General features: G+C 63.6%; 19 protein-coding genes. 10 read left to right on the top strand and 9 right to left on the bottom strand.

What is annotated here, in order from left to right; all coding sequences use genetic code 11:
• Positions 1-23: 23 nt before the first annotated feature.
• Positions 24-1847: an alpha-amylase family glycosyl hydrolase gene (locus A8V01_RS05670; RefSeq protein ID WP_103094963.1), complete on the bottom strand. Its 1824-nt coding sequence runs from the start codon at positions 1845-1847 to the stop codon at positions 24-26.
• Between the two features lie 129 nt (positions 1848-1976).
• Entirely contained in the window at positions 1977-4745 is a 2769-nt protein-coding gene (locus A8V01_RS05665; protein ID WP_211294965.1) for a TonB-dependent receptor, read from the bottom strand.
• A gap of 275 nt (positions 4746-5020) precedes the next feature.
• Here A8V01_RS05665 and A8V01_RS05660 point away from each other — a divergent pair, with 275 nt between their 5' ends.
• The 3 genes from A8V01_RS05660 (at position 5021) to A8V01_RS05650 (ending at position 8933) form a co-directional block, all read left to right on the top strand.
• Complete coding sequence (locus tag A8V01_RS05660; RefSeq protein WP_103095062.1) at positions 5021-6061, top strand: LacI family DNA-binding transcriptional regulator; 1041 nt, start codon at positions 5021-5023, stop codon at positions 6059-6061.
• Between the two features lie 137 nt (positions 6062-6198).
• A complete protein-coding gene (locus tag A8V01_RS05655) occupies positions 6199-7683 on the top strand; it encodes an MFS transporter (protein WP_103095061.1) in 1485 nt (494 codons plus the stop codon).
• Positions 7684-7775: 92 nt separating this feature from the next.
• On the top strand, positions 7776-8933 hold the full coding sequence (locus A8V01_RS05650) for an isovaleryl-CoA dehydrogenase (protein ID WP_103094962.1): 1158 nt from the start codon (positions 7776-7778) through the stop codon (positions 8931-8933).
• A gap of 6 nt (positions 8934-8939) precedes the next feature.
• On the opposite strand, the gene A8V01_RS05645 is transcribed toward A8V01_RS05650, so the two are convergent.
• The 4 genes from A8V01_RS05645 to A8V01_RS05630 all read right to left on the bottom strand — a co-directional run bounded on the left by A8V01_RS05645 (position 8940) and on the right by A8V01_RS05630 (position 11484).
• Entirely contained in the window at positions 8940-9548 is a 609-nt protein-coding gene (locus A8V01_RS05645; protein ID WP_103094961.1) for an ATP-binding cassette domain-containing protein, read from the bottom strand.
• Positions 9538-10239 carry a molybdate ABC transporter permease subunit gene (modB, locus tag A8V01_RS05640; RefSeq protein WP_103094960.1) on the bottom strand — a complete coding sequence of 234 codons (702 nt, stop codon included), beginning with the start codon at positions 10237-10239 and terminating at the stop codon, positions 9538-9540. The genes A8V01_RS05645 and modB overlap by 11 nt, the downstream gene beginning before the upstream one ends.
• A 6-nt stretch (positions 10240-10245) precedes the next feature.
• The gene (gene modA / locus A8V01_RS05635; RefSeq protein ID WP_103094959.1) at positions 10246-11022 is read right to left on the bottom strand and encodes a molybdate ABC transporter substrate-binding protein; all 777 of its coding nucleotides are present in this window, start codon (positions 11020-11022) and stop codon (positions 10246-10248) included.
• An 81-nt stretch (positions 11023-11103) separates the two neighbouring features.
• A complete protein-coding gene (locus A8V01_RS05630) occupies positions 11104-11484 on the bottom strand; it encodes a winged helix-turn-helix domain-containing protein (RefSeq protein WP_103094958.1) in 381 nt (126 codons plus the stop codon).
• A gap of 546 nt (positions 11485-12030) precedes the next feature.
• Between A8V01_RS05630 and A8V01_RS05625 the strand changes: the two genes are divergently transcribed.
• Positions 12031-12234 carry a hypothetical protein gene (locus A8V01_RS05625; RefSeq protein ID WP_103094957.1) on the top strand — a complete coding sequence of 68 codons (204 nt, stop codon included), beginning with the start codon at positions 12031-12033 and terminating at the stop codon, positions 12232-12234.
• Positions 12235-12260: 26 nt separating this feature from the next.
• On the top strand, positions 12261-13043 hold the full coding sequence (locus tag A8V01_RS05620) for a tyrosine-protein phosphatase (RefSeq protein WP_103094956.1): 783 nt from the start codon (positions 12261-12263) through the stop codon (positions 13041-13043).
• 23 nt (positions 13044-13066) lie between these two features.
• Here A8V01_RS05620 and A8V01_RS05615 read toward each other — a convergent pair whose 3' ends face one another.
• Entirely contained in the window at positions 13067-13942 is an 876-nt protein-coding gene (locus tag A8V01_RS05615) for an alpha/beta fold hydrolase (RefSeq protein WP_103094955.1), read from the bottom strand.
• Positions 13943-14122: 180 nt separating this feature from the next.
• Here A8V01_RS05615 and trxB point away from each other — a divergent pair, with 180 nt between their 5' ends.
• Positions 14123-15097: a thioredoxin-disulfide reductase gene (gene trxB, locus A8V01_RS05610; protein ID WP_103094954.1), complete on the top strand. Its 975-nt coding sequence runs from the start codon at positions 14123-14125 to the stop codon at positions 15095-15097.
• 84 nt (positions 15098-15181) lie between these two features.
• Here trxB and A8V01_RS05605 read toward each other — a convergent pair whose 3' ends face one another.
• Together A8V01_RS05605 and A8V01_RS05600 are read right to left on the bottom strand one after the other, a co-directional pair.
• On the bottom strand, positions 15182-15727 hold the full coding sequence (locus tag A8V01_RS05605) for a SixA phosphatase family protein (protein WP_103094953.1): 546 nt from the start codon (positions 15725-15727) through the stop codon (positions 15182-15184).
• A gap of 23 nt (positions 15728-15750) precedes the next feature.
• Positions 15751-18480 (bottom strand): ATP-dependent DNA helicase, encoded by a 2730-nt coding sequence (locus A8V01_RS05600; protein ID WP_103094952.1) that lies wholly within the window; start codon positions 18478-18480, stop codon positions 15751-15753.
• A 144-nt stretch (positions 18481-18624) separates the two neighbouring features.
• Here A8V01_RS05600 and A8V01_RS05595 point away from each other — a divergent pair, with 144 nt between their 5' ends.
• From A8V01_RS05595 to A8V01_RS05580, 4 genes are all read left to right on the top strand, one after another.
• Positions 18625-19368, top strand: a complete 744-nt coding sequence (locus tag A8V01_RS05595) for a PadR family transcriptional regulator (RefSeq protein WP_245892342.1) — start codon at positions 18625-18627, stop codon at positions 19366-19368.
• Positions 19365-19655 (top strand): DUF2218 domain-containing protein, encoded by a 291-nt coding sequence (locus tag A8V01_RS05590; RefSeq protein WP_103094951.1) that lies wholly within the window; start codon positions 19365-19367, stop codon positions 19653-19655. Before A8V01_RS05595 ends, A8V01_RS05590 begins: the two co-directional genes overlap by 4 nt.
• 105 nt (positions 19656-19760) lie before the next feature.
• Complete coding sequence (locus A8V01_RS05585; RefSeq protein ID WP_103094950.1) at positions 19761-21395, top strand: lysine--tRNA ligase; 1635 nt, start codon at positions 19761-19763, stop codon at positions 21393-21395.
• Positions 21396-21410: 15 nt separating this feature from the next.
• A complete protein-coding gene (locus tag A8V01_RS05580) occupies positions 21411-21941 on the top strand; it encodes a DUF1003 domain-containing protein (RefSeq protein WP_103094949.1) in 531 nt (176 codons plus the stop codon).
• Positions 21942-22241: the final 300 nt, after the last annotated feature.

The raw sequence follows: 22241 nt of genomic DNA, 5'->3' as shown, positions 1-22241 counted from the left end.
GCTTGGGTGCCGTTGAGTGCAGGTCAGGGTTGGGCCGCGCAGACGGCGAAACCGAGCGGTGGCAAAGTGATCGTAACCGATCCCGGAGCAGTCGCCTTCACGGGGCATGTGGAGCCCGCAAGGGTCTGGAACTGCGCCGATTTTGGCTCGACGGCGAGGTTGCCTGCAACCGCCTCGGTAGAAGTATTGTAGGCCAGCAGCACCTCGTTTCCGGTGGCCGGATCGAAGCGGGAGACGGCGAACAGGCCCGGCTTGTCGGAAGCGGCGCGAACTGTGGTGATGCCCCCCGTCAGCGCAGGCGTCTGGCGGCGCAATGTCGCCAGCTGCGCGATCAGTCTGTAGAGCGGATGTTCGGGATCGAAATGTTCCGCATCCGGGGCGCGGGTGGTGCCCAGAAGCGGCTCGTCCGTCAGGCGCAAGTCTTTGGAAACAAACATGTCCTGCCGCGACCACTGATCGCCGCCGTGGCCGACGAAGCCCTGTTCGTCGCCATAGTAGATCGTCGGCACGCCGCGCAGCGTCAGCAGCATGGCATGAGCCAGCATGGAGCGCTTGAGCAGTTCGTCGTTGCTTGCAAGTGGCTGACCCAGCTTGAGAAACATCGGCAGGCGCCCGGCGTCGTGGTTGCCCAGGAATGTCGGCAGCTGCATCGCACCGGCCTTCCCGCCGGCATAGAGAGCATCATCGTCGAACAGCCGCGCCAGCGTCTCGGTGCCGCCGTCCTTCGCGCCGCCTGCGGCATCGTCGACAGCGCGCATGAACGCGAAGTCGAGGACGCCCGGAAGCCCGGCATTGCGCGTCCACGAGGCGAGCAGGGCGGGGTCGTAATCTCCGGTGGCTACTTCACCGAAGATGTGGAAGTTATTGATTCCCTTTGCCTTCGCGCGCTCAAGCATGGCGGGCACGAACTTGCGCCACAGTTCCGCATTGACGTGGCGGGCCGTGTCGATGCGGAAGCCGTCGATACCGAAGCGGTCGATCCAGCTGCCGTAGATGTCGATCATGCCGTCGACTACGCGCGGGTTCTCGGTCGCAAGGTCGTCAAGGCCAACGAAGTCGCCGTATTGCGCGCTTTCGCCCTTCCAGTCGGTGTTGCCGCGATTGTGGTAGTATATCGGATCGTTGAGCCAGGCGGGGACTTTCACGTCCTCTTCCGCCTTGGGCACCACCGGGGTATAGGCGAACGAGGGATCGGTCAGTTTCGCCCAGTTCTCGGCCGTTTGCACGGTTTCCCCGAGGAAACCCGGATTGATCGCCGGCCCCTTCACGCCACCTCGGGTCGAGAAGGGATAGTCGGCCTTCGACCGGTACGGATACCCTTGCGAGACCCCTTCCTTGTACTGGATCACGTCTGCCGTGTGATTGACGATGATGTCCATGTAGACCTTCATGCCCCTGGCATGCGCGGCCTCGACAAGCGCCTTGAAGTCTTCGTTGGTGCCGAAATGCGGATCGACCTGTGTGAAATCGGTGATCCAGTAGCCGTGATATCCGGCGCTCTCGTTGCCTTTCGGTCCCTGCACCGGCTTGTTCTTGAAGATCGGACCGACCCAGATCGCGCTGGCGCCCAGGCCCTGGATATAGCCCAGCCGCGCGTTCAGACCTTTGAGGTCGCCGCCGTGGTAGAATGCCTTGTCGGTGGGATCGAACCCCGTCTGCAGCTTGCCGCCTTTCAGCCCGCCGGTGTCGTTGGAGGTATCACCGTTCTCGAAACGGTCGGGCAGGACGAAGTAGATGACTTCCTGCTCGGGCGTGCGTGCGCGCATGTCCTCGACCGTTCCGGCAAAGGCGGCGCCGTTCGAGAGGGCCAGCGCCAGGGCGGCGAGCGAAGGTATAAGGCGGTTCATCGGGCGATCTCCGGATGGCCGTCGGGGGAAGTAGGCGGAACCGGGAAGGGAGGGATCTTCGCCGGTTCCGCCGGTGTGGCGCCGTTCAGGAGGAGGAGGGTTCCATCCCGGCGCCGGGGGGGGTGAGGCTCAGAACTTATACGTGAAACCGGCCAGGAAGCGGCGGCCGTAAGTCTGGTAGTCGATGACTTCGCGGGTATCGCCCGGATTGGTCGTGATGAACGGCGCGTTGGTCAGGTTCTGGCCCTGAACATAGAGCGAAAGGCCCTCAAGCGCGCTGCCGGCCTGGAAATCATAGCCGATCTGCGCATCGACGATCGTTTCCGAAGCCGCGCGGCGACGCACGCGGTTGGCCGCGAAACCGGAAACTTCGCCAAGGAAGGTCGAACGGTAACGCACCGAACCACGCGCGTTGAAGCCCCACTTTTCGAAGTAGGCGGTGCCGTTGGCGACCCACTTCGAATATCCCGGCAGGTCACCCGAGGGCGAATCCGGCGTCGCCTGGATCTTGCTCTTGGTATAGGCCACAGAGCCGGTGATGCCGAAGCCGTCCAGCGCCGAGATGAAGGTTTCGAACGGCAGCGTCGTCGCAAGTTCCACGCCGTAGAGCTTGCCGCCCTTGCCGTTGATCGGAACGTTCAGCTGCGCGGTATCCGAAACCGGGATGCCCTGGCCCGGGTCCTGCAGCGCAAGACCATCGGTGGGCACGGTAAGGTCGGTGTTGTAGATGTAGCTCTTCAGGTCTTTCCAGAAGAACTGCGCCGCGATGACGCCCTTGCCGCCGAAGTATTGCTCGATCGTCAGGTCGAGCGCATTGGCGCGCCAGGGGCGCAGGTCGGGATTGCCCGATGAACCGGTGGCCTGCGCCACGCCGTCCGCGATCGTGTAGCTCCAGCTGAGCGAGGCGCGCATGTCGTCAAGGCGCGGGCGGATGATTTCGCGCGCGGCGGCGAAGCGGATCACCGTATCGCTCGGGAAGCGCAGCGACAGGTTGAGGCTTGGCAGCACGTCGAGATAATCGGTGCTGGCGTTGCGCACTTCGCCACCGATGATCGGCGAACCGTTGTCGGCGGTGCCCAGCTGAACGGCGGTGGCGCCGATCGAATTCTGGTCGGTCCACTGTGCCTGAACACCGAAGTTGCCGGTCAGGTGCGCGGAACCGATATCGCTGTCGATGTTGCCCTGGAAGTAGGCAGTCATCAGGCGTTCGCGGATCTCGTAGCTCTTGACCACGACGTCGCCGTAAGGGTTGGCAACGCGGTTGTAGATGCCGTCACGCACAAGCGCAGCCGGATCGTAGCTGATCACGGAGCCGAGACCGTACATGCTCAGGTCCGTCGCGCCTAGGCGGTATTCCTGAGGCACGGCGACGCTGGTGAGCCCGTCGGTATTCGCTGCAAGCCCGAGGAAATATTCCTCCGGCACCAGCGACTTGGAACGGTTGGTGTAGTTCAGGCCGACCTGGAACGAGTGGAGCGGGCCGCTCTCGAATTCATGCCCGACTTCGGTGCGGAACTGCCAGAGTTCGTCCTTGATCTTGCGGTTGTTGTAGTACCCGTCCTGCCCGTTGATGATCGAGGTGCCATCAGGCGCGATCTGGGTGCCGCCCCAGCCTTGCGGGCTGGTCAGCAGGATCGTGTCGTAGTCGCCGTAGTCGAGGCCCGAAGAGAACATCGAACCCTTGGTGCCGGTGGTGAAGCCGATGGTATCATAAGCACCGATGGTGTTGCGGCCGGTGCCTGCGGTGGTTTCGATGCTCAGCTCGCTGCGGTCGGTCTTCGAATAGCTGGCGTCGAAGAAGGCGGTCCAGCCGTTGTCGCCTTCCCACTTGGTATTCCAGCCGAACGAATAGAGCTTGGCGTGACGCTGATAGAGGTCGTTGCGCGCCAGAGCCTTGACCCCCGAGAACTCGCCGGCTGTGACCAGGCCGTTCTCGACCGTCGTGGCCGAAAGCACGGGGGTATCGTCCATCGCCAGCGGCATTTCGATGCCGCGCTTGATCTGGTCGTCCTTGAAGTTCGAATAGAACGCGTCGAGCGTGGTCGTCAGGTTCGGCGTCGGCTGCCACTGCAGCGTGCCGTTCAGGCCCATGCGCTTCAGCTTGGTCGAAGTGACCATGGCCTTGGCGCCGCCGATCACGCGATCGCCGTTGGCAAGGTCGCTGTAGCCCCAGGCGTTGTATTCTTTAATCTGGTAGGGTTCGTTGTTGTAGCTGGCGCCCAGCGCGATACCGATGGTGTCGTCGGCGAACTGGTCGACGTACATCGCGTTGGCGCGATAGCCCATGTCGTCCGACTTGGCGTTCAGCTTGCCGAGGTCCGCATAGGAACCGCGCGCACCGACCGAGATGATGCGCTTGCCCGCTTCGAGCGGCCGGATCGTGCGCATGTCGACGGTGCCGGAAAGACCCTGACCGACAAGGCTGGCCATCGGCGTCTTGTAGACGTTGACGGCGCTGACGACTTCGGACGGATACTGGTCGTACTCGACGGCGCGGTTGTCGCCGGTCGACGTCTGTTCGCGGCCGTTCAGCAGCGTGGTCGAGAAGTCCGGCGCGAAGCCGCGGATGGCGATCGAGTTCGATCGGCCGTTGACGCGCTGCGAGGTCAGGCCCGGCAGGCGGGCAATCGATTCCGCGATCGATGCGTCGGGCAGCTTGCCGATATCTTCGGCGGACACGCTTTCGACGATCTGCTCAGCGTTGCGCTTCTGGTTGATCGCATTGAGCAGCGAGGCGCGGTAGCCGGTGACGACGATGGTGTCGGCACTGGGTTCCTCTTCTGCGGGGGCGGCGTCCTGCGCCCATGCCGCAGCCGGCAGGGCAGCCGCGATCAGCGCGGCGGTGATGGCGATGCGGGACGAAGCGCCCACGGCCGAAAACTCGTTACGAAGCGACATTGAGGTGTCCTCCCCTGTACCAGCCGGGACAGCACACCTGGCGCCCGGCATCTCCTCCTGATGAGCCCGTGCATTTCTGCCGCGACTCCATTCGACCGGCCCTGATTAAGGCCGTCCTTCGTTGCGCATAATATGGCATACGTATACGTAGGTGCCGTAGGGGTACGCAGCGTGTCTTGCGTGCAACGCCGGACCTTACGCGTAATCACCAGATTCTCGTGGGTTATCCGGGATACATCGTTGCATCGTTGCAGCGCAGCATCGAACAGGTACTTATGGGACGAAAGCCGACCAACCGCCCGACCAGCTTCGACATCGCCTACCGGGCAGGTGTTTCTCAGCCCACCGTCAGCAGGGCTCTGCGGGGCAGCAAGTCGGTCAGCGCCGCCACGCGTGAACGGATCGAAGCCATCGCCCGGGAACTGAACTATTCGGTCGACAAGAACGCGTCCTCGCTGCGCTCACAGCGGTCCAACACGATCGCCTTGCTGTTCTTCGAGGAGCAATCGCCCGACGATTCCAAGATCAACCCGTTCTTCCTGGCCATGCTTGGCGCAATAACGCGGGCCTGTGCCAACCGGGGGCTCGATCTGCTCATTTCCTTTCAGAAGCTGGAGGATGATTGGCACGTGCGCTATCAGGACAGCCACCGAGCCGATGGGCTGATCCTGCTGGGTTACGGCGACTACAAGCTTTACGAGAGCCGGTTGCGGCAACTGGTCGGACAGGGCACCCATTTCGTGCGCTGGGGCAGCGTTGATGAGGTGAATATCGGCGCCACCGTGGGGTCGGACAACCTTGGAGCCGGGCGCATGGCGGGGGAGCATCTGTTGGGCCTTGGGCGCAGGCGCATCGTTTTTCTGGGGCAAGCGGACGAACATTATCCGGAATTCGCGGATCGCTATCGAGGCCTGTGCGAAGCGCTGGCGGCAGCGGGGCTGGAGGCCGACCCCCGCCTGCAGCGCGACGTGGTGAACCTTGAGGACATGGGCCATGCCGCCATGCGCGAAGTGATCGGGCAAGGAATAGCCTTCGACGCCGTATTCGCGGCCAGCGACCTCATCGCGATCGGCGCCATGCGTGCGCTGGCCGAAGCGGGCCTGTCGATCCCCGGCGACGTTGCGGTAATAGGCTTCGACGACTTGCCCGCAGCCAGCATGACCAACCCGCCGCTGACCACGGTAATGCAGGACATCAAGCGCGCAGGAGGCGTTCTGGTGGACACCCTTGCGGCGCAGATCGAGGACGGAGAGGCGCATTCGCTTACCCTGCCGACCCGGTTGGTCGTGCGCCGCAGCACTCAGGCGGTGACTTGAGCCGATCCGGACGCATTAGGCATTCGTATGCATGTTGTCGTCCCGGCAGCATCATGCGACGCGCGTCGTTCGATTTATCCGAAGCGGCGGCAAGCTCGCTAGGGACATAGGGAAGGGACGCGATGACGGCTGCAACCATGGACAAGCCGCGGCAGGGCTGGGCGGGGCTGTGGAACATCAGCTTCGGTTTCTTCGGCATCCAGATCGGTTTTGCGCTGCAGAACGCGAACATGAGCCGGGTTTTCCAGTCTCTGGGCTCCGGGATCGACGATCTGCCTGCCTTGTGGATCGCCGCACCGCTTACCGGGCTATTGGTGCAACCCATTGTCGGCCATATGTCCGACCGCACCTGGCTGGGGCGCTTCGGGCGCCGTAGACCATACTTCCTTGCAGGCGCCGTGCTGGCGACGATCGCACTGCTGATCATGCCCGAAAGCGGCGGACTGCTGATGGCGGCGATGCTGTTGTGGATGCTCGACGCCAGCCTCAATGTGTCGATGGAGCCGTTCCGCGCCTTCGTTGGCGACATGCTGCGCAAGGATCAGCATACCGCAGGTTATGCCGTGCAGACCGCCTTCATCGGGGCGGGCGCGGTCGTCGGTTCGTTGTTTCCTTATGTTCTTGAGCATTTCGGTGTCTCGAATGCCGCGGCGCTGGGGCAGATTCCGGACACCGTGCGCTACAGCTTCTGGGCGGGTGGGCTGGCGCTGCTTGCGGCAGTGCTCTGGACCGTACTGACCACGCAGGAATACTCGCCGCAGGAGCAGGCGGCTTTCGGAGATGTTCAGGACGGGGAAAGCATCGCGGCGGCAGCTCTCGCCGGCCGCAGCTTGTGGACCGGCCTGCCGTGGATTGCTGCCGGCGTCATGATCGCGCTTATCGTGCAGCATTGGTCGCTGGAAAAGGAAGTTTACCTGCTGGCGGCGCTGCTCGCCGGCTATGGCCTTGCGGTGATGGCGGCGATCGGGCTTGCGCGGGCCGGGCGCAGCGCCTCGATGCTGGCCGGGATCGTGGGTGACTTTTCCGGCATGCCACCGCTCATGAAGAAGCTTGCCTTCGTGCAGTTCTTCAGCTGGTCGGCCCTGTTCATCATGTGGATCAACACGACGCCGGTTGTGGCCCAATACCATTTCGGATCGGGTGATCCGGCCAGTGCCGCGTATCAGGAGGCGGGTAACTGGGTGGGCGTGCTCTTTTCTGTCTACAATGGTGTCGCCGCAATCGCGGCTTTGGCGCTGCTGCCGTTGCTCTCCGCGAAGCTGGGCAAGGCACGGACGCATGCCTTGTGCCTCGTCATGGGCGCGCTGGGCTTTGCGGGGTTCATGGTGTTGCGCGACCCCAGGGCGCTGCTGGCGTGCGAGGTCGGGATCGGGATTGCCTGGGCCTCCATTCTGGCCATGCCCTACGCGATCCTTGCAAGCAGCCTGCCGCAATCGAAGCTGGGCATTTACATGGGACTGTTCAACGTCTTCGTGGTGCTGCCTCAACTCCTTGTCGCTACGGTGATGGGATCGATCATGAAGGCCTTCTTCCCCGGCGAACCGATCTGGACGATGGCTTTCGCCGCAGGCACACTGTTGGTCGCCGCGCTGGCATCTCTACGGATCGAACGCCGGACATAATCCTTGCCCGTGTCGTAATATTCCATCTTCGCGCTGCATCGTTATTGCTCTAGGAGCGTTCGCAACAACAGGCAGCAAGAGGAGAGGAACCCATGCGCGCCACCCCCGATTTCGATTTCGCCCTTGGCGAAAGTGCGCTGATGATCCGTGATACGATCGCCCGCTTTGCCGATGAGCGTATCGCACCGATTGCCGCAAAAGTGGACGCGGAGGACTGGTTTCCGCGCGATCTGTGGCCGGAAATGGGCCATCTTGGCCTGCATGGCCTGACGGTGGAGCCCGAATGGGGCGGCATCGGCCTTGGCTATCTTGAACACGTTATCGCGGTCGAAGAGGTCAGCCGCGCGTCGGCATCGATCGGGCTGTCCTACGGCGCGCATTCAAACTTGTGCGTCAACCAGATCCGGCGCTGGGGTACTGACGAGCAGAAGGCGAAGTACCTGCCCCCACTGATCTGCGGCGAACATGTTGGCAGCCTGGCGATGTCTGAGGTTGGCGCCGGGTCCGACGTCGTGGGCATGAAGTTGCGGGCAGATGCCGTTGCGGGCGGGTTCCGGCTGAACGGCACCAAGTTCTGGATCACCAACGGCACGTATGCCGATACGCTGGTGGTTTATGCGAAAACGGGGGAAGGCTCCAAGGGAATTACCGCGTTCCTTATCGAGAAGGGCATGCCCGGCTTTTCAGTAGGCCAGAAGATCGACAAGATGGGCATGCGGGGTTCGCCCACGTGCGAGCTGGTTTTCGACGACTGCTTCGTGCCTGAAGAGAACGTGATGGGGCCGCTGCACGGCGGCGTCGGCGTACTGATGAGCGGGCTCGATTACGAACGCGTGGTGCTGGCGGGGCTGCAACTTGGCATTATGCAGGCGTGTCTGGATGCCGTGATCCCGTACCTTCGCGAGCGCAGGCAGTTCGGCAAGCCGATCGGCGCGTTTCAGCTTATGCAGGCCAAGGTTGCGGACATGTACGTCGCGCTGCAGTCCGCTCGTGCCTATGTCTATGCCGTTGCGCGGGCGTGCGATGCCGGGCAGACCACGCGCTTCGATGCAGCGGGCGCGATCCTGCTGGCGAGCGAAAATGCATTTCGCGTTGCGGGAGAGGCCGTGCAGGCGCTTGGTGGCGCGGGCTATACCAAGGACTGGCCAGTCGAACGCTATCTGCGCGATGCAAAGCTGCTCGATATCGGCGCCGGCACAAATGAAATCCGGCGAATGCTCATTGGCCGGGAACTGATCGGCGCAGCCTGAAGCGTTTCAAACGGGCACGATCGTCTGCGCCAACCGCTCCACCTCCGCGCGGTCGTGGCTGACGTAGAGGATCGGCAGGCGCATTTCGTCACGGATACGTTCCACCAGGCGCAGGATTTCGTCGCGTCGGGCAGCATCGACCGAGGCGAGCGGTTCGTCCATCAGCAGGAAATCCGGCGTCGACAGCAGGGCCCGCCCGATCGCGACGCGCTGAGCTTCACCGCCCGATAGCGTTGCAGGCATCCGCTCAAGCAGCCCGCCGATGCCGAGGAGGTCTAGGGTGTGATCCCAGTCCAGCCCGCCATACGCCTTGCGGCCGAAAGCAAGATTGCGCCTCACCGAGATGTGCGGAAATAGCCGCAGGTCCTGGAATACGTAGCCGCAGTGGCGCTTCTGCGGCTTCACGTCGATGTGCGCGGCGCTGTCGAAGAGTGTGGTCCCGCCGACCGTGATGCGGCCCTTGTCAGGACGCAGCAGTCCGGCGATTGCATCGAGCAGGCTCGTTTTCCCGGCACCTGACGGACCGAATAGAGCCGTAAGTCCCGAACCGGCAGTGAACGCGTACTCCAGGCTACGCTCACCCCGTCTCAGAGAAAGGGCGATATCAAATGACATGTCGTCCCCGTTGTTGGCCGCTGCGGCGTATCAGCCATTCCGAAAGAACCAGCGCGGCGACGGAAAGCAGCACCGACAGGCCGGCAAGGCGGACGACCTGACTATCTGAACCCGGTATCTGCAGCGCGCTGTAGATGGCCAGCGGAAGTGTTTGCGTTTCGCCGGGGATGTTGGATGCGAAAGTGATGGTCGCGCCGAATTCTCCGACCGACCGCGCAAAGCCGAGCACAAGGGCTGCAAGCACGCCATTGGCGCTGAGCGGCAATGTCACGCGAATGAACGTGCGCCAGGGGCCGGCCCCCAACGTGCGGGCTGCGCTTTCCAGTCGACGGTCAACGCCCTCCAGCGACAGGCGCATCGCGCGGACCATCAAAGGCAGTGCCATGACCCCGGCTGCCAGTGCTGCGCCGGTCCAGCGGAACAGGAAAGTCAGACCCAGCGTGCGTTCCAGAAAAGCTCCGAAAGGAGCGTTGGGGCTGAAGGCAAGGAGCAACAACCAGCCCGTTACGACGGGCGGCAGGACCAACGGCAGATGGACGACGGCGTCGATTAGAACTTTACCCGGAAACCGCCAACGTGCGAGCATCCAGGCCAGTCCGAATGCGACGGGCAGAGTGGCGACAATCGCCACGCCGCCCACCTTCAGTGAAAGGACCAGCACCTCCCATTCAGCGGGTGAAAGCGGCTGCACGGAGGCTTATTTCGTTCCGAAGCCGAAGCGGCGGAAGATCGCCTTGCCTTCGCTGGAAAGCAGGTAACGGCGGAACGCTTCTCCTTCGGGGTTGCGAGAGGCGGCAAGGGTGGTAACCGGATAACTGACTGGATCGTGGCTGGCAGCCGGAAAGATGCCGACCACCCGAACGCCCGGATCGGCGCGCGCATCTGTGGCATAGACGATGCCAAGCGGCGCTGCGCCTCGGCTCACCAGAGCGAGAGCGCCACGCACGCTATCGCCCGGAGCGAGCCGGCCTTGGACCGAAGGCCATACACCAAGCCGGGTCAGTGCCTGCTTGCCATAGATGCCTGCCGGCACTCCGGCCGGGTCTGCTATGGCCAGGCGGCCATTGCCCAGCGCCTGCACCAACGGCATGTTGCGACCTATGCGAAGGCGCACGTTGCTGTTCCGGGGGGCGACCAACACCAGATCGTTGCGTAGGAAGGACACGCGGGTGCCCTTGCGGACAAGACCTTTGTTCTGGATGTCGTCCATCCATGGCTCGTCCGCCGATACGAAGACATCTGCGGGAGCGCCCGATGCGATCTGTCTGGCAAGCGCGGAGGAGGCGGCAAACGATACGCGCGGTCGCGGATGGCCTTTGCGGGCCCAGGCGTCTGCGGCTGCGTTCATCGATTCCTGAAGGCTTGCGGCGGCAAGCACGACCGGCGACTGCCGGGCGGGAGCCGCGCTGAGCGGGCAGGTGGCACCATATAAGGCAGCCAGCATCGCCAGCAGCAGGGCCACGAATTTACGCATTATCAAACTCCGGGGAAAGCGTACTATATTTGACAGTATATCGTGTGCAGTCGATTGCAAGCGCTGCCCATGCAGGATGGCTCAGTCCTTTTGAGAAGTGCGCGGCACAGCCAAAAGCCGGGCTGCCAGCACATCGTAATCAGGCCCGCGCGTGGCTTGCGCGATGCTGTCCTGCAAGGCCCGATAGTGTGCAAGGACCGCTTCACCCAGTTCAGTCAGCCGCGCGCCGCTTGTGGCAGCGCGTCCCGGCGCGGTCTGTACGAGCGGCGCGTCCCAGCAGCGGTTCATGACATCGACCAGCAGCCAGGCACGACGATAGCTCATCGACATTGCGCGTCCGGCCGCAGAAATGGAGCCGTGTTGGCGGATGGCGTCGAGAAGGTCGGCCTTTCCCGGGCCCATCGCGATTTCGTCTCCGGAATGGATCTGGATTTTTATTTTCAGGCGGGCGGGATCACTCATCGCGCTATTTCTAGGACGCAGGGCCTGCACCGGCAAGATGGGAGGCGATCATTGACCGGGAATGGCCCCCAGGGGTGCGAATCACATAGCGGCCGGGGCGGAGGCGAGGGAGAAAGGCCGTCGCTTTGGCATGGCATTTTGCACGGCCCCAATTTGCCGGACAATTCGTTGACGGGATCGACAGGATGGCTGTTGCCGCGCGGCATGAGAGCGTCGCTTCATTTGCGCAACGATTGCACAATGGCGTGTTTCCGGCAGCTTGGACGACTGTTGCAGTGCAATAACACCTCTGTGTAATCCTTGGTGATATCCCACAATCTGGTATCAAAATTGCCTTTTGAATGAGCAAAATGTCGTGGTGCGGATGCTCATTAAAATGATGTGAGCGGTTCGGGATATTCTGGAACAAACCCGCAGATTCTGGTAAGACTTGTGCCAGCAAAGAAATGGGAGTGACGTCAACAGGCGCACCCTTGCGGGATTGATAAGGGCGGGCATGGCGCAGCAACCGCGCATGAAAACCGCCTCGGGAATTGAGGATGCGTTATGAAGGTCGCTGACGACAACATTATTCGTTTCGAACGCATGTCGGAGGGCATGGGGGACTTGTCTGCCCGGCTATCGGCGGGGATCGTATATGCGGCGCAGCGCAAGGATCGCGGCGAAGAGCATGACGGGCGGGGACTGACCATCGCCATCCTGCTCTGCATGGCCTGCTGGGCCGCGCTGGGATATTTCCTGCTCTCCTGATCAGTGTTGTGGAGATTGCGTCCCGCATGAATGACCGTGTCCTCCACCTCAGCGGGGTTCACAATTTTCGCGACGCGGGCGGTTATTCAATTCCTGATGGTGGTCGGATGCGAAAGGGGGCGGTCTGGCGGTCAGGGCAACATCATGGTGCCACCGACGCCGATCTCGAAGCCATCGCTGCGATTGGTCTGACGAGCGTATTCGATCTCAGAACGTCTAAGGAACGGGCGATGCATCCCTGCCGCCGCCCGTCGGATTTCGCGGCAAGGATAGCGTTCGCTGCGGACCCGCAAGTGCGCCATGCGCCGCACCTTGCCGCCGCGCAGACAGCGCGACATCGCACGGCGCAATCGACCCGCGAAAGCCTGAGGCTGAATTATAGCCGGATCTGTGCGCGTCCCGAACTTCAGGCAATGATCCGCGGTTGGCTGGATGAACTGGCAAGCGGTTCCGGCCCCAGTCTTGTCAATTGCATGGCAGGCAAGGATCGCACCGGGATCGCGGTTGCCATGCTTCACGCCGCGCTTGGCGTGCATCGTGATGACATCATGGCTGATTACCTGCTGACCAACAGCGCCGGCGATGTTGAAGCGCGTATTGCCTCAGGTGCCGAAACGATCCGTGCCATTACCGGCCAACTCGACGATGCAGTCCTGCGCGTACTCATGGGGGTGGAGGCGGAATATCTGGAGACTGCATGGTCGGCCATCGACGAAAGCCATGGCAGTCTTGACGTGTATCTTGAGCAGGTGCTTGAGGTGACCCCGCAAAAGCGGGAGAGGCTTCGCGAAGTTCTGACGCAGCATTGAGCGCGTTCGCATTTGCGTTTCGTCTAATCGAGGAAAAATCTGATATCGGCAATGAAACGGTCGAACTGGTCGTGGTGGAGCCAGTGTCCGGCATTTTCGTATTCGACGAGGCGGGCCGTGCGGAAGTAGTCCATTCGGCCGTCGCCTGCAGGGCTCTTGGCGAAGCTGTCTTTGCCCCACAGAAACAGCATGGGGCAGGTTATGTCCTCCCAGAGCCGGATGATCTGGTCGGTCGGCAGGTCGGAGGCGCTCCATACATTCAGATAGTTGTCGAACTTCCAGCTCCAGGTGCCGTCCTCATTCCGGGTGGCGCCGTGGATAGTCAGGTGCCGGGCCTGTTCGTCGCTGAGGAAGCCGTTCTCGGCTTTCATACGCTGGTAGGCGTCGCGCAGGCTGGCGTACTTGCGGACCGTGCGGCCGGATGCCTTGCGCTTGTCTTCCACCCATTGGCGAAGTCTTTCCCCAGCGCCGCGCTCTTCCTGTTCCCGCCGCATGGTGGGCGGAGGGCCCAGACCTTCGATGTTGACGAACTTCGCGACCTTTTCCGGGTACAGCCCTGTAAAGCGCGTAGCGATATTGCCGCCCAACGAATGCGCCACGATCGTCACCTGATCGTGGCCGAGAGTGTGGACCAGCTGCGCGAAGTCATAGACGAAGGCGTCCATGCCATAGTGCCCTTCCGGGCTCCATTCGCTGTCGCCGTGGCCGCGCAGGTCGGGGCAGATGACGTGCCAGTCGTGGCGCAGTTCCTCCGCCACCCAATCCCAGCTGCGGCAATGGTCGCGGCCGCCGTGCTGCAGGATCAGCGGCGGAGCATCGGCATTGCCCCAGTCGACATAGTGCAGGCGCAGTCGCTGCGAAACGAAACGGTTCGACGTGGGGCCAAGCTGGTTCTTCATTACCGATGGATGGGGACCGCGCAGCTCAAGGTCAATCCACGCCTGAGGAGGGGCGCCATTGGTCGCCAGCGTGATGTTCGATTTGCGGGGATGAAAGTATTGCTTGGGTATGCCCATGCTTGGCGGAAAGCCGCTTAGGCCCTATCTCGCCACCCAAGCAATTCACGCCGGAGACGTATAGTGGCGACCACGCACAAGACCCGCATGCTCATCATCGGTTCCGGCCCGGCCGGACTTTCCGCCGCCATTTATGGCGCGCGTGCAGGGATGGAGCCGATCGTGGTGCAGGGCCTGCAGCCCGGCGGCCAGTTGACCATCACCACCGATGTCGAGAACTATCCCGGCTTCCGTGAGGTCATCCAGGGGCCGTGGCTGATGCAGGAGATGCAGGCCCAGGCCGAACATGTCGGCACGCGCATGATGTGGGACACCATCACCAATGTCGATCTTTCCGGCGATACTTTCGTCGCGACCGGCGATTCGGGCGATCTCTACGAAGGCGACACGCTGGTCATCGCAACTGGCGCGCAGGCCAAGTGGCTGGGTGTTCCCGGTGAGCAGGAGCTTTCGGGCAAGGGCGTTTCAGCCTGTGCGACATGCGACGGTTTCTTCTATCGCGGCAAGAAGGTCGTCGTGATTGGCGGCGGTAACACGGCCGTCGAAGAAGCGCTCTATCTGACCAACCATGCCACCGAAGTCGTACTGGTCCACCGCCGCGATTCGCTGCGTTCGGAGAAGATCCTGCAGGATCGCCTCTTCGCGCACCCCAAGATCACCACCGTCTGGAACAAGAAGGTCGACCGCTTCCTTGCCGGAGAGAACGGCGCGCTGCGTGCTCTTGCGCTGATCGACACCGAAACTGGCGAGCAGAGCGAACTGCTGGCCGACGGTGCCTTCGTGGCGATCGGCCATGCGCCCGCGACAGAGCTGTTCAAAGGCAAGCTGGCCATGGACGACACCGGCTACCTCATCGTCGAGGCAGGTACGCCCAAGACCGAAATTCCGGGCGTTTATGCGGCGGGCGACGTATCCGACCACGTCTACCGGCAGGCCATCACGGCGGCAGGCGCGGGCTGCATGGCGGCGCTCGATGCTGAACGCTACCTGGCCGAAAAGCTGCACCTTGCCGGTATTACCGAGACGGTGCAGGGCTGATTTGATTTGATTTGATTTGATTTGGGGGAGGGCGTTGCTCTCCCCTTTTTCGTTGTGGGCTTGTCGAAGCCCCCGCCGCGCGCCTTACTCGGTAAGGCTTGGGCCAAGCGAGGGGTCCAGATCGCGCGGGCGGACAAGGTGCGTCAAACGTCCGCAGCCTTCGCGCAGATCGGACCAGTGTTCGATATCAAGTTCGACCACGGCGTAAGCGGCGGTCGGGAACTTGTCTTCCACCACATCGCGCAGAGGGCTGGAGCCGTCGTCGGGCACCAGATCGAAGATCAGGTCTTCCAGCCCCGGATTGTGCCCGACCAGCAGGATGGAGCGCGGGTCGCTGTCCTGATCGCGCAGAACGTCGATCAGCGCTGCCGAACTGGCAAGGTAGATGCGGCGGTCCCAGTTGATCGGCGGCGTTTCGCCTGCGGCCTCTCCGGCCAGTTCGATCGTCTGCGTCACGCGCACGGCGGGCGATGCGAGGATGTATCGCCAGCCTACGCCGTGTTCCAGGATGTGCTTGCCCATCACGCCTGCGCCGACGCGGCCGCGCTTGTTGAGCGGACGGTCGAAATCGCGGAGACGCGCGTCGGTCCAGTCCGATTTCGCGTGGCGGAAGATGCCGAGGATTTTCATGGGCACTCTCTTGTACGGGCGGATCAGGATAGCGACTGCGAGTCTTCCGCCCGGTCCGCTGCGGCTCCTTGAGCATGACCGGCCACGCGCTGTAAAGCCTCCTCCAGCGTAACGCGGCGGATCGGGGTGCCTGCAGGGAAGGCTGAAAGCAGCCGTGACGGGAACGCGGGAGACAGCACGACGAAGTGGCCCCGGTCCTCGCGGCTGCGGATCAGGCGACCGAAAGCCTGCGCCAGCTTGGCCCGGATCAGGGTGTCGTCATATGCGCTGCCGCCGTTTGCCATGCGCCGGGCGCGGTGCAGGATGGTCGGGCGCGGCCAGGGAACCTGCTCCATCACCACAAGGCGCAGGGAATCGCCCTGTACGTCCACCCCGTCGCGCAGGGCGTCAGTGCCCAGCAAGGAGGCGGCGGGATCGTCACGAAAGATATCGACCAGTGTGCCCGTATCGATCGGGTCGACATGCTGCGCGTAAAGCGGCAGCCCGCCCCGCGCGAGCCGGTCTGCAATGCGGCCGTAAACCGCGCGCAACCGCCGGATCGCCGTGAACAGACCCAGCACCCCTCCGCGCGATGTTTCGATCAGGCGGCCGAACGCGGCGGACAGGGCAGGAATATCCCCCTTGGGTACGTCGGTGACGATCAGCACTTCGGCTTGCTGCGCGTAGTCGAACGGGCTCTGGTGGATCGACAGGCGCGGCATCACCTCGATCTCGGTAGCGCCGGAACGGGCGATCGCCTTGGCCCAGTCATCACCGTCGCGCAGGGTGGCCGATGTCATCACGACGCCGTGCGCGGGTTCGAGGACGACGCGGGCGAACGGCTTCATCGGGTCCAGCCAGCGACGGTGGATGCCGATATCGAATTCGCGCGCTTCAGAGCGGTCGACCGCCAGCCAGTCGACATATTCCGGGTCGGCGGGGCCCCCCATGCGATCCAGCAGCGCTTCCCACGCGACCAGCGTATCGACGCGCCACGTCAGCGAATGGCGCGCGCCTTCGATGCGGGCGCGGCCCGGACCGTCGAGCCAGTCGGGCGGTTCTTCCAGCAGCGCTTCAAGGCGCATGCCCAGCCGGATCAGCGGCTGGCGCAGTTCCGCCAGCGCCATGCGCGCGGCCTGCGCGATTTCGACGAACGCGCCTTCAAGGCCCGCTGCCTCGGTTTCCAGGCCATAGCCCGCCTCCTGGCCGCCGCTCTCGTCGCGAGCGTAGACGGTGGTGCGCACCGCCGAGAGCAGTTCTTCCAGCGGGCCGGAGGCGGCGTTTTCCGCGATGCGCTGCATCCAGCCATCGCCGGGAAGCGCTTCGGCTGCGGCGCGCGCGTCAGTGATGGCCTTGGCTCCGGCCTCGTCATAGCTGGCAACGTCGGCAAGGCGGGCGGAAAGGCCACGGCGGCGGCCCTTGGACGCCTTTTCAGGCCCGATCACCCAGCGGCGCAGCTCGATCGCCTCGGCCCCGGTCAGCGCGGCGGCGAACGTGGAATCGGCGGCGTCGAAAACATGATGGCCCTCGTCGAAAACCACGCGGGTCGGGCGCGACGCCTGATCACGCCCGCGCGCGGCGTTGACCATCACCAGCGCGTGATTACCGATCACCAGATCGGCGCCGACGCTGGCGCGGGTGGCGCGTTCGATGAAGCATTTGCGGTAATGCGGGCAGCCGGCATAGACGCATTCGCCGCGCCGGTCGGTCAGCGCCGCGATGCCGCGCTGGCGAAACAGGGTGCCAAGCCAGCCGGGCAGGTCGCCGCCGATCATGTCGCCATCTTGCGAATAGGCGGCCCATCGCGCCACCAGTTGCGCAAGGATTGCCGCGCGTCCGTTGAAGCCGCCTTGCAGCGCATCTTCAAGGTTGAGCAGGCACAAGTAGTTCTCACGCCCCTTGCGCACCACCACAGGGCGGCTGCCGTCTGCGCGGCGTTCGGGCCATGCGCGGCGGCTTTCCTGCCGGAGCTGGCGTTGCAGCGCCTTGGTATACGTGGAAACCCAAACGGTGCCGCCCGCCTTCTCGGTCCATAGCGAGGTGGGCGCCAGATAGCCCAGGGTCTTTCCGATGCCGGTGCCTGCCTGCGCCAGCAGCACGTGCGGATGGCCCGATCGTTCGCGCGGAGCGAAGGCGTGCGCGGTTTCGACTGCATAGGCGCGCTGGCCGGGGCGCTGTTCGGCAGTAGAGCCCGTCAGCTTTTCCAGTCTTTGCAGCACTTCACCATCTTCCAGCACGACCTGCCGGGGCTGGGGGACTTCGGGCGTTTCCTCCCATTCCGGCAAGCGGGTGAACAGCCAGCGCTCGGCCCGCTCCGGCTTGCGGATACGGCCGGTGAGCAGGCTCGCCCATGGCCAGCGCATCCGGGTGAGCGATTGCAGCGCGGTCCACGCCCCCTCTCGTTCAGACCATGCGCCATTTTCGCACATGGCAAGCAGTGCGCCTGCGGCATCCTGCAGCAGACGGGGCACGTCCGCGTCGTTCTCAGGCGGGGTCAGGTCCAGCGCGTGGGCAAGGCCCTTGGGCGTAGGCACCACAAAGCGGGCCGGGTGGACGAAGGCGTAAAGCTCCAGCAGATCCAGCCCGGATAGGTCGGGATAGCCAAGCCGCGTTGCCAGCAGAGGCGCGTTGAGGATCAGCAGCGGCGTATCGGCTGCGGCCATGACCGCTTCGCCCTTGGAGATCGCGCGCGTGCCGGTGCCGGTCAGGTCCTTCTCACGCAGCCAGCATCCGCCGTGGCTGGCGTGGAGCGCGGAGAGGGGAAGGGCGGACATGGCGCCGTCTTAAGGGCGGGCAGCCCGATTGGGAACGGCAGGGACCGGCGCTCCACGGAAAAAGTTACGGCTCGATACAATTTTCCGGCTTGCAGGAACTCTTTCAAGATATATCTTAGAGCCATCATGAAGAATATGGAACGAATGATGAGAAACTCGGATTGCAACCACGGCCGCAGGGGCGGCCATCGCGGCTTTGGCCGCGAAGATGTAATGGCAGCCGTGGCAGAGGCCATGGGCGGACGCGGACGGCACGGCCTTCACGGGCTGGCGCGCGGGCCGTTCGGCGGCGGCTTCGGGCGGGACTTTCCTGGCGGCATGGGCCCCGGTGGCATGGGTGGCGGCGGCATGGGTGGCGGCGGCATGGGTGGCGGTCGTGGACGCGGCGGCCCGGACGATGGCGATGGTCGGCGCGGTCGGCGCAAGCGGCTGTTCGATCAGGCGGAACTGCAGGTGCTGTTGCTGGGCCTGATCGTCGATGCGCCGCGCCATGGCTACGAACTGATCCGCGAGATCGAGGCGCTCTCGGGTGGCGATTACGCGCCTAGCCCCGGCGTGGTCTATCCCGCGCTGATCTACATGGAGGAAACCGGCCTGATCGCGCCCGTCTCCGGTGACAGCGCTCGCAAGGCGTTTGAACCTACGGCAGAGGGTCGCGCCAAGGCGGAAGCCGACGCGGAAAAGTTCGCTGAGCTCAAGGGGCGCCTTGGTGCGCTTGCCGCGCAGCGAGACCGTGTGGACCCCGCTCCGGTGCGCCGCGCCTTCCACGCGCTCAAGACGGCGGTGTTCGACCGACTTTCGCAGGAAGGCGCCGACCGTGCCTTCATCCTGCAGGTCGCCGATGCCATCGATGAAGCTACCCGCAAGATCGAAAGGATCGAAAAGTGAGCACGATCGCTGCAACCGTGAAGACGCCCAATGGCGGCAAGTACGTCCGCCAGCTCTGCAAGCACTGGAGCCATAAACTGGAAACCGTGGTGGACGGCGATAAGGGCACAGTGACTTTCCCCAATGCCGTCACCGTGATGGACGCGGATGCCGATGGGATCGCCATCACCATCACCGGCGAGGACCGCGACGCGGTTCAGGGCCTGACCGACGTGGTCGCGCGCCACATCGATCGCTTTGCCTTCCGCGAGGATGCTTTGGTCTACGACTGGGCCTGGCAGGACTGAACCCGGCGTGGCCCCGGATACGCTCCGGGGCCCCGAGTCCATGGTGACGAGCCCATGGCGACGAGGCCCTTGCGAAAATCGGCCATTTCGCCTTAGAGCGCGGCCATGACTGAAAACGCCCTGATCGAAGCCGCACGTGTGTCCAAGGCCTGGCCCTTCCAGGAGGCCCAGAAGTTGCTCAAGCGGTTCCCGCAGGGCAAACCTGACGGCGCACCCGTGCTGTTCGAGACGGGTTATGGCCCCTCGGGCCTGCCGCATATCGGCACGTTCCAGGAAGTGCTGCGCACCACGCTGGTGCGCCGTGCTTACGAAGCGCTGATCGGCGCGCGCCCCGAAGACGGGAAGACGCGGCTGGTCGCGTTCTCGGACGACATGGACGGGCTGCGCAAGGTGCCCGACAACATTCCGAACGCGCAAGTGCTGGCCGCCAACCTCGGCAAGCCGCTTAGCCGCATTCCCGATCCGTTTGGCACGCATGAGAGCTTTGCGCATCATAACAACGCGATGCTGCGTGATTTCCTCGATCGCTTCGGGTTTGACTATGAATTCGTGTCGGCCAGCGACCGTTACAATTCGGGGGCATTCGATGCCGCGCTGGCGCGTGTGCTCGAATGCAACCAGGCGATCCTCGACGTCATGCTGCCGACGCTGCGCGAGGAACGTCGCAAGACCTATTCGCCGATCCTTCCCGTTTCGCCCACCAGCGGCGTCGTGCTGCAGGTGCCGGTCGAGGTGGTGGATGCTGCCACCGGCCTGATCCGCTTTACCGACGAGGACGGCAGCGTCGTCGAGCAGTCGGCGTTCGGCGGCAAGGCCAAGCTGCAGTGGAAGGTCGACTGGGCGATGCGCTGGTATGCGCTGGGCGTCGACTACGAGATGTGCGGCAAGGATCTGACCGACTCGGTCATCCAGTCGGGCAAGATCGTGCAGATCCTTGGCGGACGTAAGCCCGAGGGGCTGATCTACGAACTGTTCCTCGACGAGAACGGAGAGAAGATCTCCAAGTCCAAGGGCAACGGCCTGACGATCGAACAGTGGCTGACTTACGGCACCGAGGAATCGTTGGGCTTCTACCTGTTCCGCGAACCCAAGAGCGCCAAGCAGCTGCACGTCGGCGTGATCCCCAAGGCGGTCGACGAATACTGGCAGTTCCGTGGCAATCTTGCCGGGCAGGCGGCCGACAAGCAGCTGGGCAATCCGGTCTGGCATCTGCTGCGCGCCAATGGCGCCAAGGCCAGTTCTGGTGAAGGTGCGGGCGATACCGTGCCGGTAACCTTTGCGTTGCTGCTCAACCTCGTCGGCGTTCTGGGCGCGGAAGCGACGGCGGAGCAAGTCTGGTCCTACCTTGGCAACTACGTTGCGGATGCCAGCCCCGAGGCGCACCCGGACCTTGCCGAGATGGTCCGCGCCGCGCTGGCCACCAACCGCGATTTCATTGCGCCGACCCTCCAGCGCCGCGCGCCGACTGCGAACGAGGCGGCCGCCCTGAAGGCTCTGGACGATTACCTTGCCGTCGCAGGCGGAAAGCTGTCGGCCGAAGACCTTCAGAACGCAGTCTATGAAATCGGCAAGAACGAGGCCTACCGGTTCGAGAACCTGCGCGACTGGTTCAAGGCGCTTTACGAAACGCTGCTCGGTTCGCCGCAGGGCCCGCGCATGGGCAGCTTCATCGCTCTTTACGGCGTGCCTGAAACGCGCAAGCTGATCGCAGAGGCGCTTGCCATGGACAGCGCAGCCTGATCTGACGGAGAGGCGATGCAGCATACCGACCTGACGCCCGAACAGCTCTGCGAGGAACTGCTCGGGCGCAAGCTTGCCGACGTGGATGCCGAGGAACGGCGGGTGCTGCAGCGCATCGCGTCAGGGCAGGTGATGGGCCCGGATGCGCAGGAGGAAGCCGCGCTTCATGCGGGCTTTGGAGACCGGCTGGCCGATCGCGTGGCTGCGGTCGGCGGTTCGTGGGGCTTCATCATCGCCTTTGGCGTGGTGCTGTTCGGCTGGATGCTGGTCAACAGCCGCGTGCTGGAGCAGTTCGGGCTGCATCCCTTCGACGCCTACCCGTACATCTTTCTGAACCTGATGCTGTCGATGCTGGCGGCGGTGCAGGCGCCGGTGATCATGATGAGCCAGAACCGCCAGTCCGACAAGGACAGGATCGCGGCGCGCCACGACTATGAGGTGAACTTGCGCACGCAGCTGGAAATCATCCGGCTGCACAAGCGCATGGATCATCTGTTCGCGTTCCTCGACAAGCAGGCTTGCGCGAAGCAGGGCGAGGAAACCTGAAGCGCATACGACTTTGCCCGCTGGCGAGTGCGGGCCATTACGCCGGGGGAAGGCAACGCAATCCGAGAGTAAAATCGGGTCGGCGTCGGGAGCGTCCACGCAGGGACGCGGGGGTTTGTGTTCCGCAGCTCAGGCGAGCGGCCGGGTAGCAGCGGGCAGCCCGGCTCGACCAGCATTTCATCGAACTCGTCCCGTATGGCCGACGTCAGGGTTCGCGTCTTGGGCGGCCATGGGTCATCCGGGATAGGACATCCGATGTCCCGCCGTATGTCGCAGGATTAGGCAGATGCCACCTTTCCA

The organism is Novosphingobium guangzhouense (assembly GCF_002896965.1).
GTDB lineage: Bacteria > Pseudomonadota > Alphaproteobacteria > Sphingomonadales > Sphingomonadaceae > Novosphingobium > Novosphingobium guangzhouense.
This window is presented reverse-complemented; position numbering and strand designations above follow the sequence as displayed.

Bases quoted from the DNA above. Each gene is read 5' to 3' on its own strand.
- A8V01_RS05670 (WP_103094963.1), bottom strand. From the start codon at position 1,847: ATGAACCGCCTTATACCTTCGCTCGCCGCCCTGGCGCTGGCCCTCTCG.
- A8V01_RS05665 (WP_211294965.1), bottom strand. From the start codon at position 4,745: ATGTCGCTTCGTAACGAGTTTTCGGCCGTGGGCGCTTCGTCCCGCATC.
- A8V01_RS05660 (WP_103095062.1), top strand. From the start codon at position 5,021: ATGGGACGAAAGCCGACCAACCGCCCGACCAGCTTCGACATCGCCTAC.
- A8V01_RS05655 (WP_103095061.1), top strand. From the start codon at position 6,199: ATGGACAAGCCGCGGCAGGGCTGGGCGGGGCTGTGGAACATCAGCTTC.
- A8V01_RS05650 (WP_103094962.1), top strand. From the start codon at position 7,776: ATGCGCGCCACCCCCGATTTCGATTTCGCCCTTGGCGAAAGTGCGCTG.
- A8V01_RS05645 (WP_103094961.1), bottom strand. From the start codon at position 9,548: ATGTCATTTGATATCGCCCTTTCTCTGAGACGGGGTGAGCGTAGCCTG.
- modA (WP_103094959.1), bottom strand. From the start codon at position 11,022: ATGCGTAAATTCGTGGCCCTGCTGCTGGCGATGCTGGCTGCCTTATAT.
- A8V01_RS05630 (WP_103094958.1), bottom strand. From the start codon at position 11,484: ATGAGTGATCCCGCCCGCCTGAAAATAAAAATCCAGATCCATTCCGGA.
- A8V01_RS05625 (WP_103094957.1), top strand. From the start codon at position 12,031: ATGAAGGTCGCTGACGACAACATTATTCGTTTCGAACGCATGTCGGAG.
- A8V01_RS05620 (WP_103094956.1), top strand. From the start codon at position 12,261: ATGAATGACCGTGTCCTCCACCTCAGCGGGGTTCACAATTTTCGCGAC.
- A8V01_RS05615 (WP_103094955.1), bottom strand. From the start codon at position 13,942: ATGAAGAACCAGCTTGGCCCCACGTCGAACCGTTTCGTTTCGCAGCGA.
- A8V01_RS05605 (WP_103094953.1), bottom strand. From the start codon at position 15,727: ATGAAAATCCTCGGCATCTTCCGCCACGCGAAATCGGACTGGACCGAC.
- A8V01_RS05600 (WP_103094952.1), bottom strand. From the start codon at position 18,480: ATGTCCGCCCTTCCCCTCTCCGCGCTCCACGCCAGCCACGGCGGATGC.
- A8V01_RS05595 (WP_245892342.1), top strand. From the start codon at position 18,625: ATGATGAGAAACTCGGATTGCAACCACGGCCGCAGGGGCGGCCATCGC.
- A8V01_RS05585 (WP_103094950.1), top strand. From the start codon at position 19,761: ATGACTGAAAACGCCCTGATCGAAGCCGCACGTGTGTCCAAGGCCTGG.
- A8V01_RS05580 (WP_103094949.1), top strand. From the start codon at position 21,411: ATGCAGCATACCGACCTGACGCCCGAACAGCTCTGCGAGGAACTGCTC.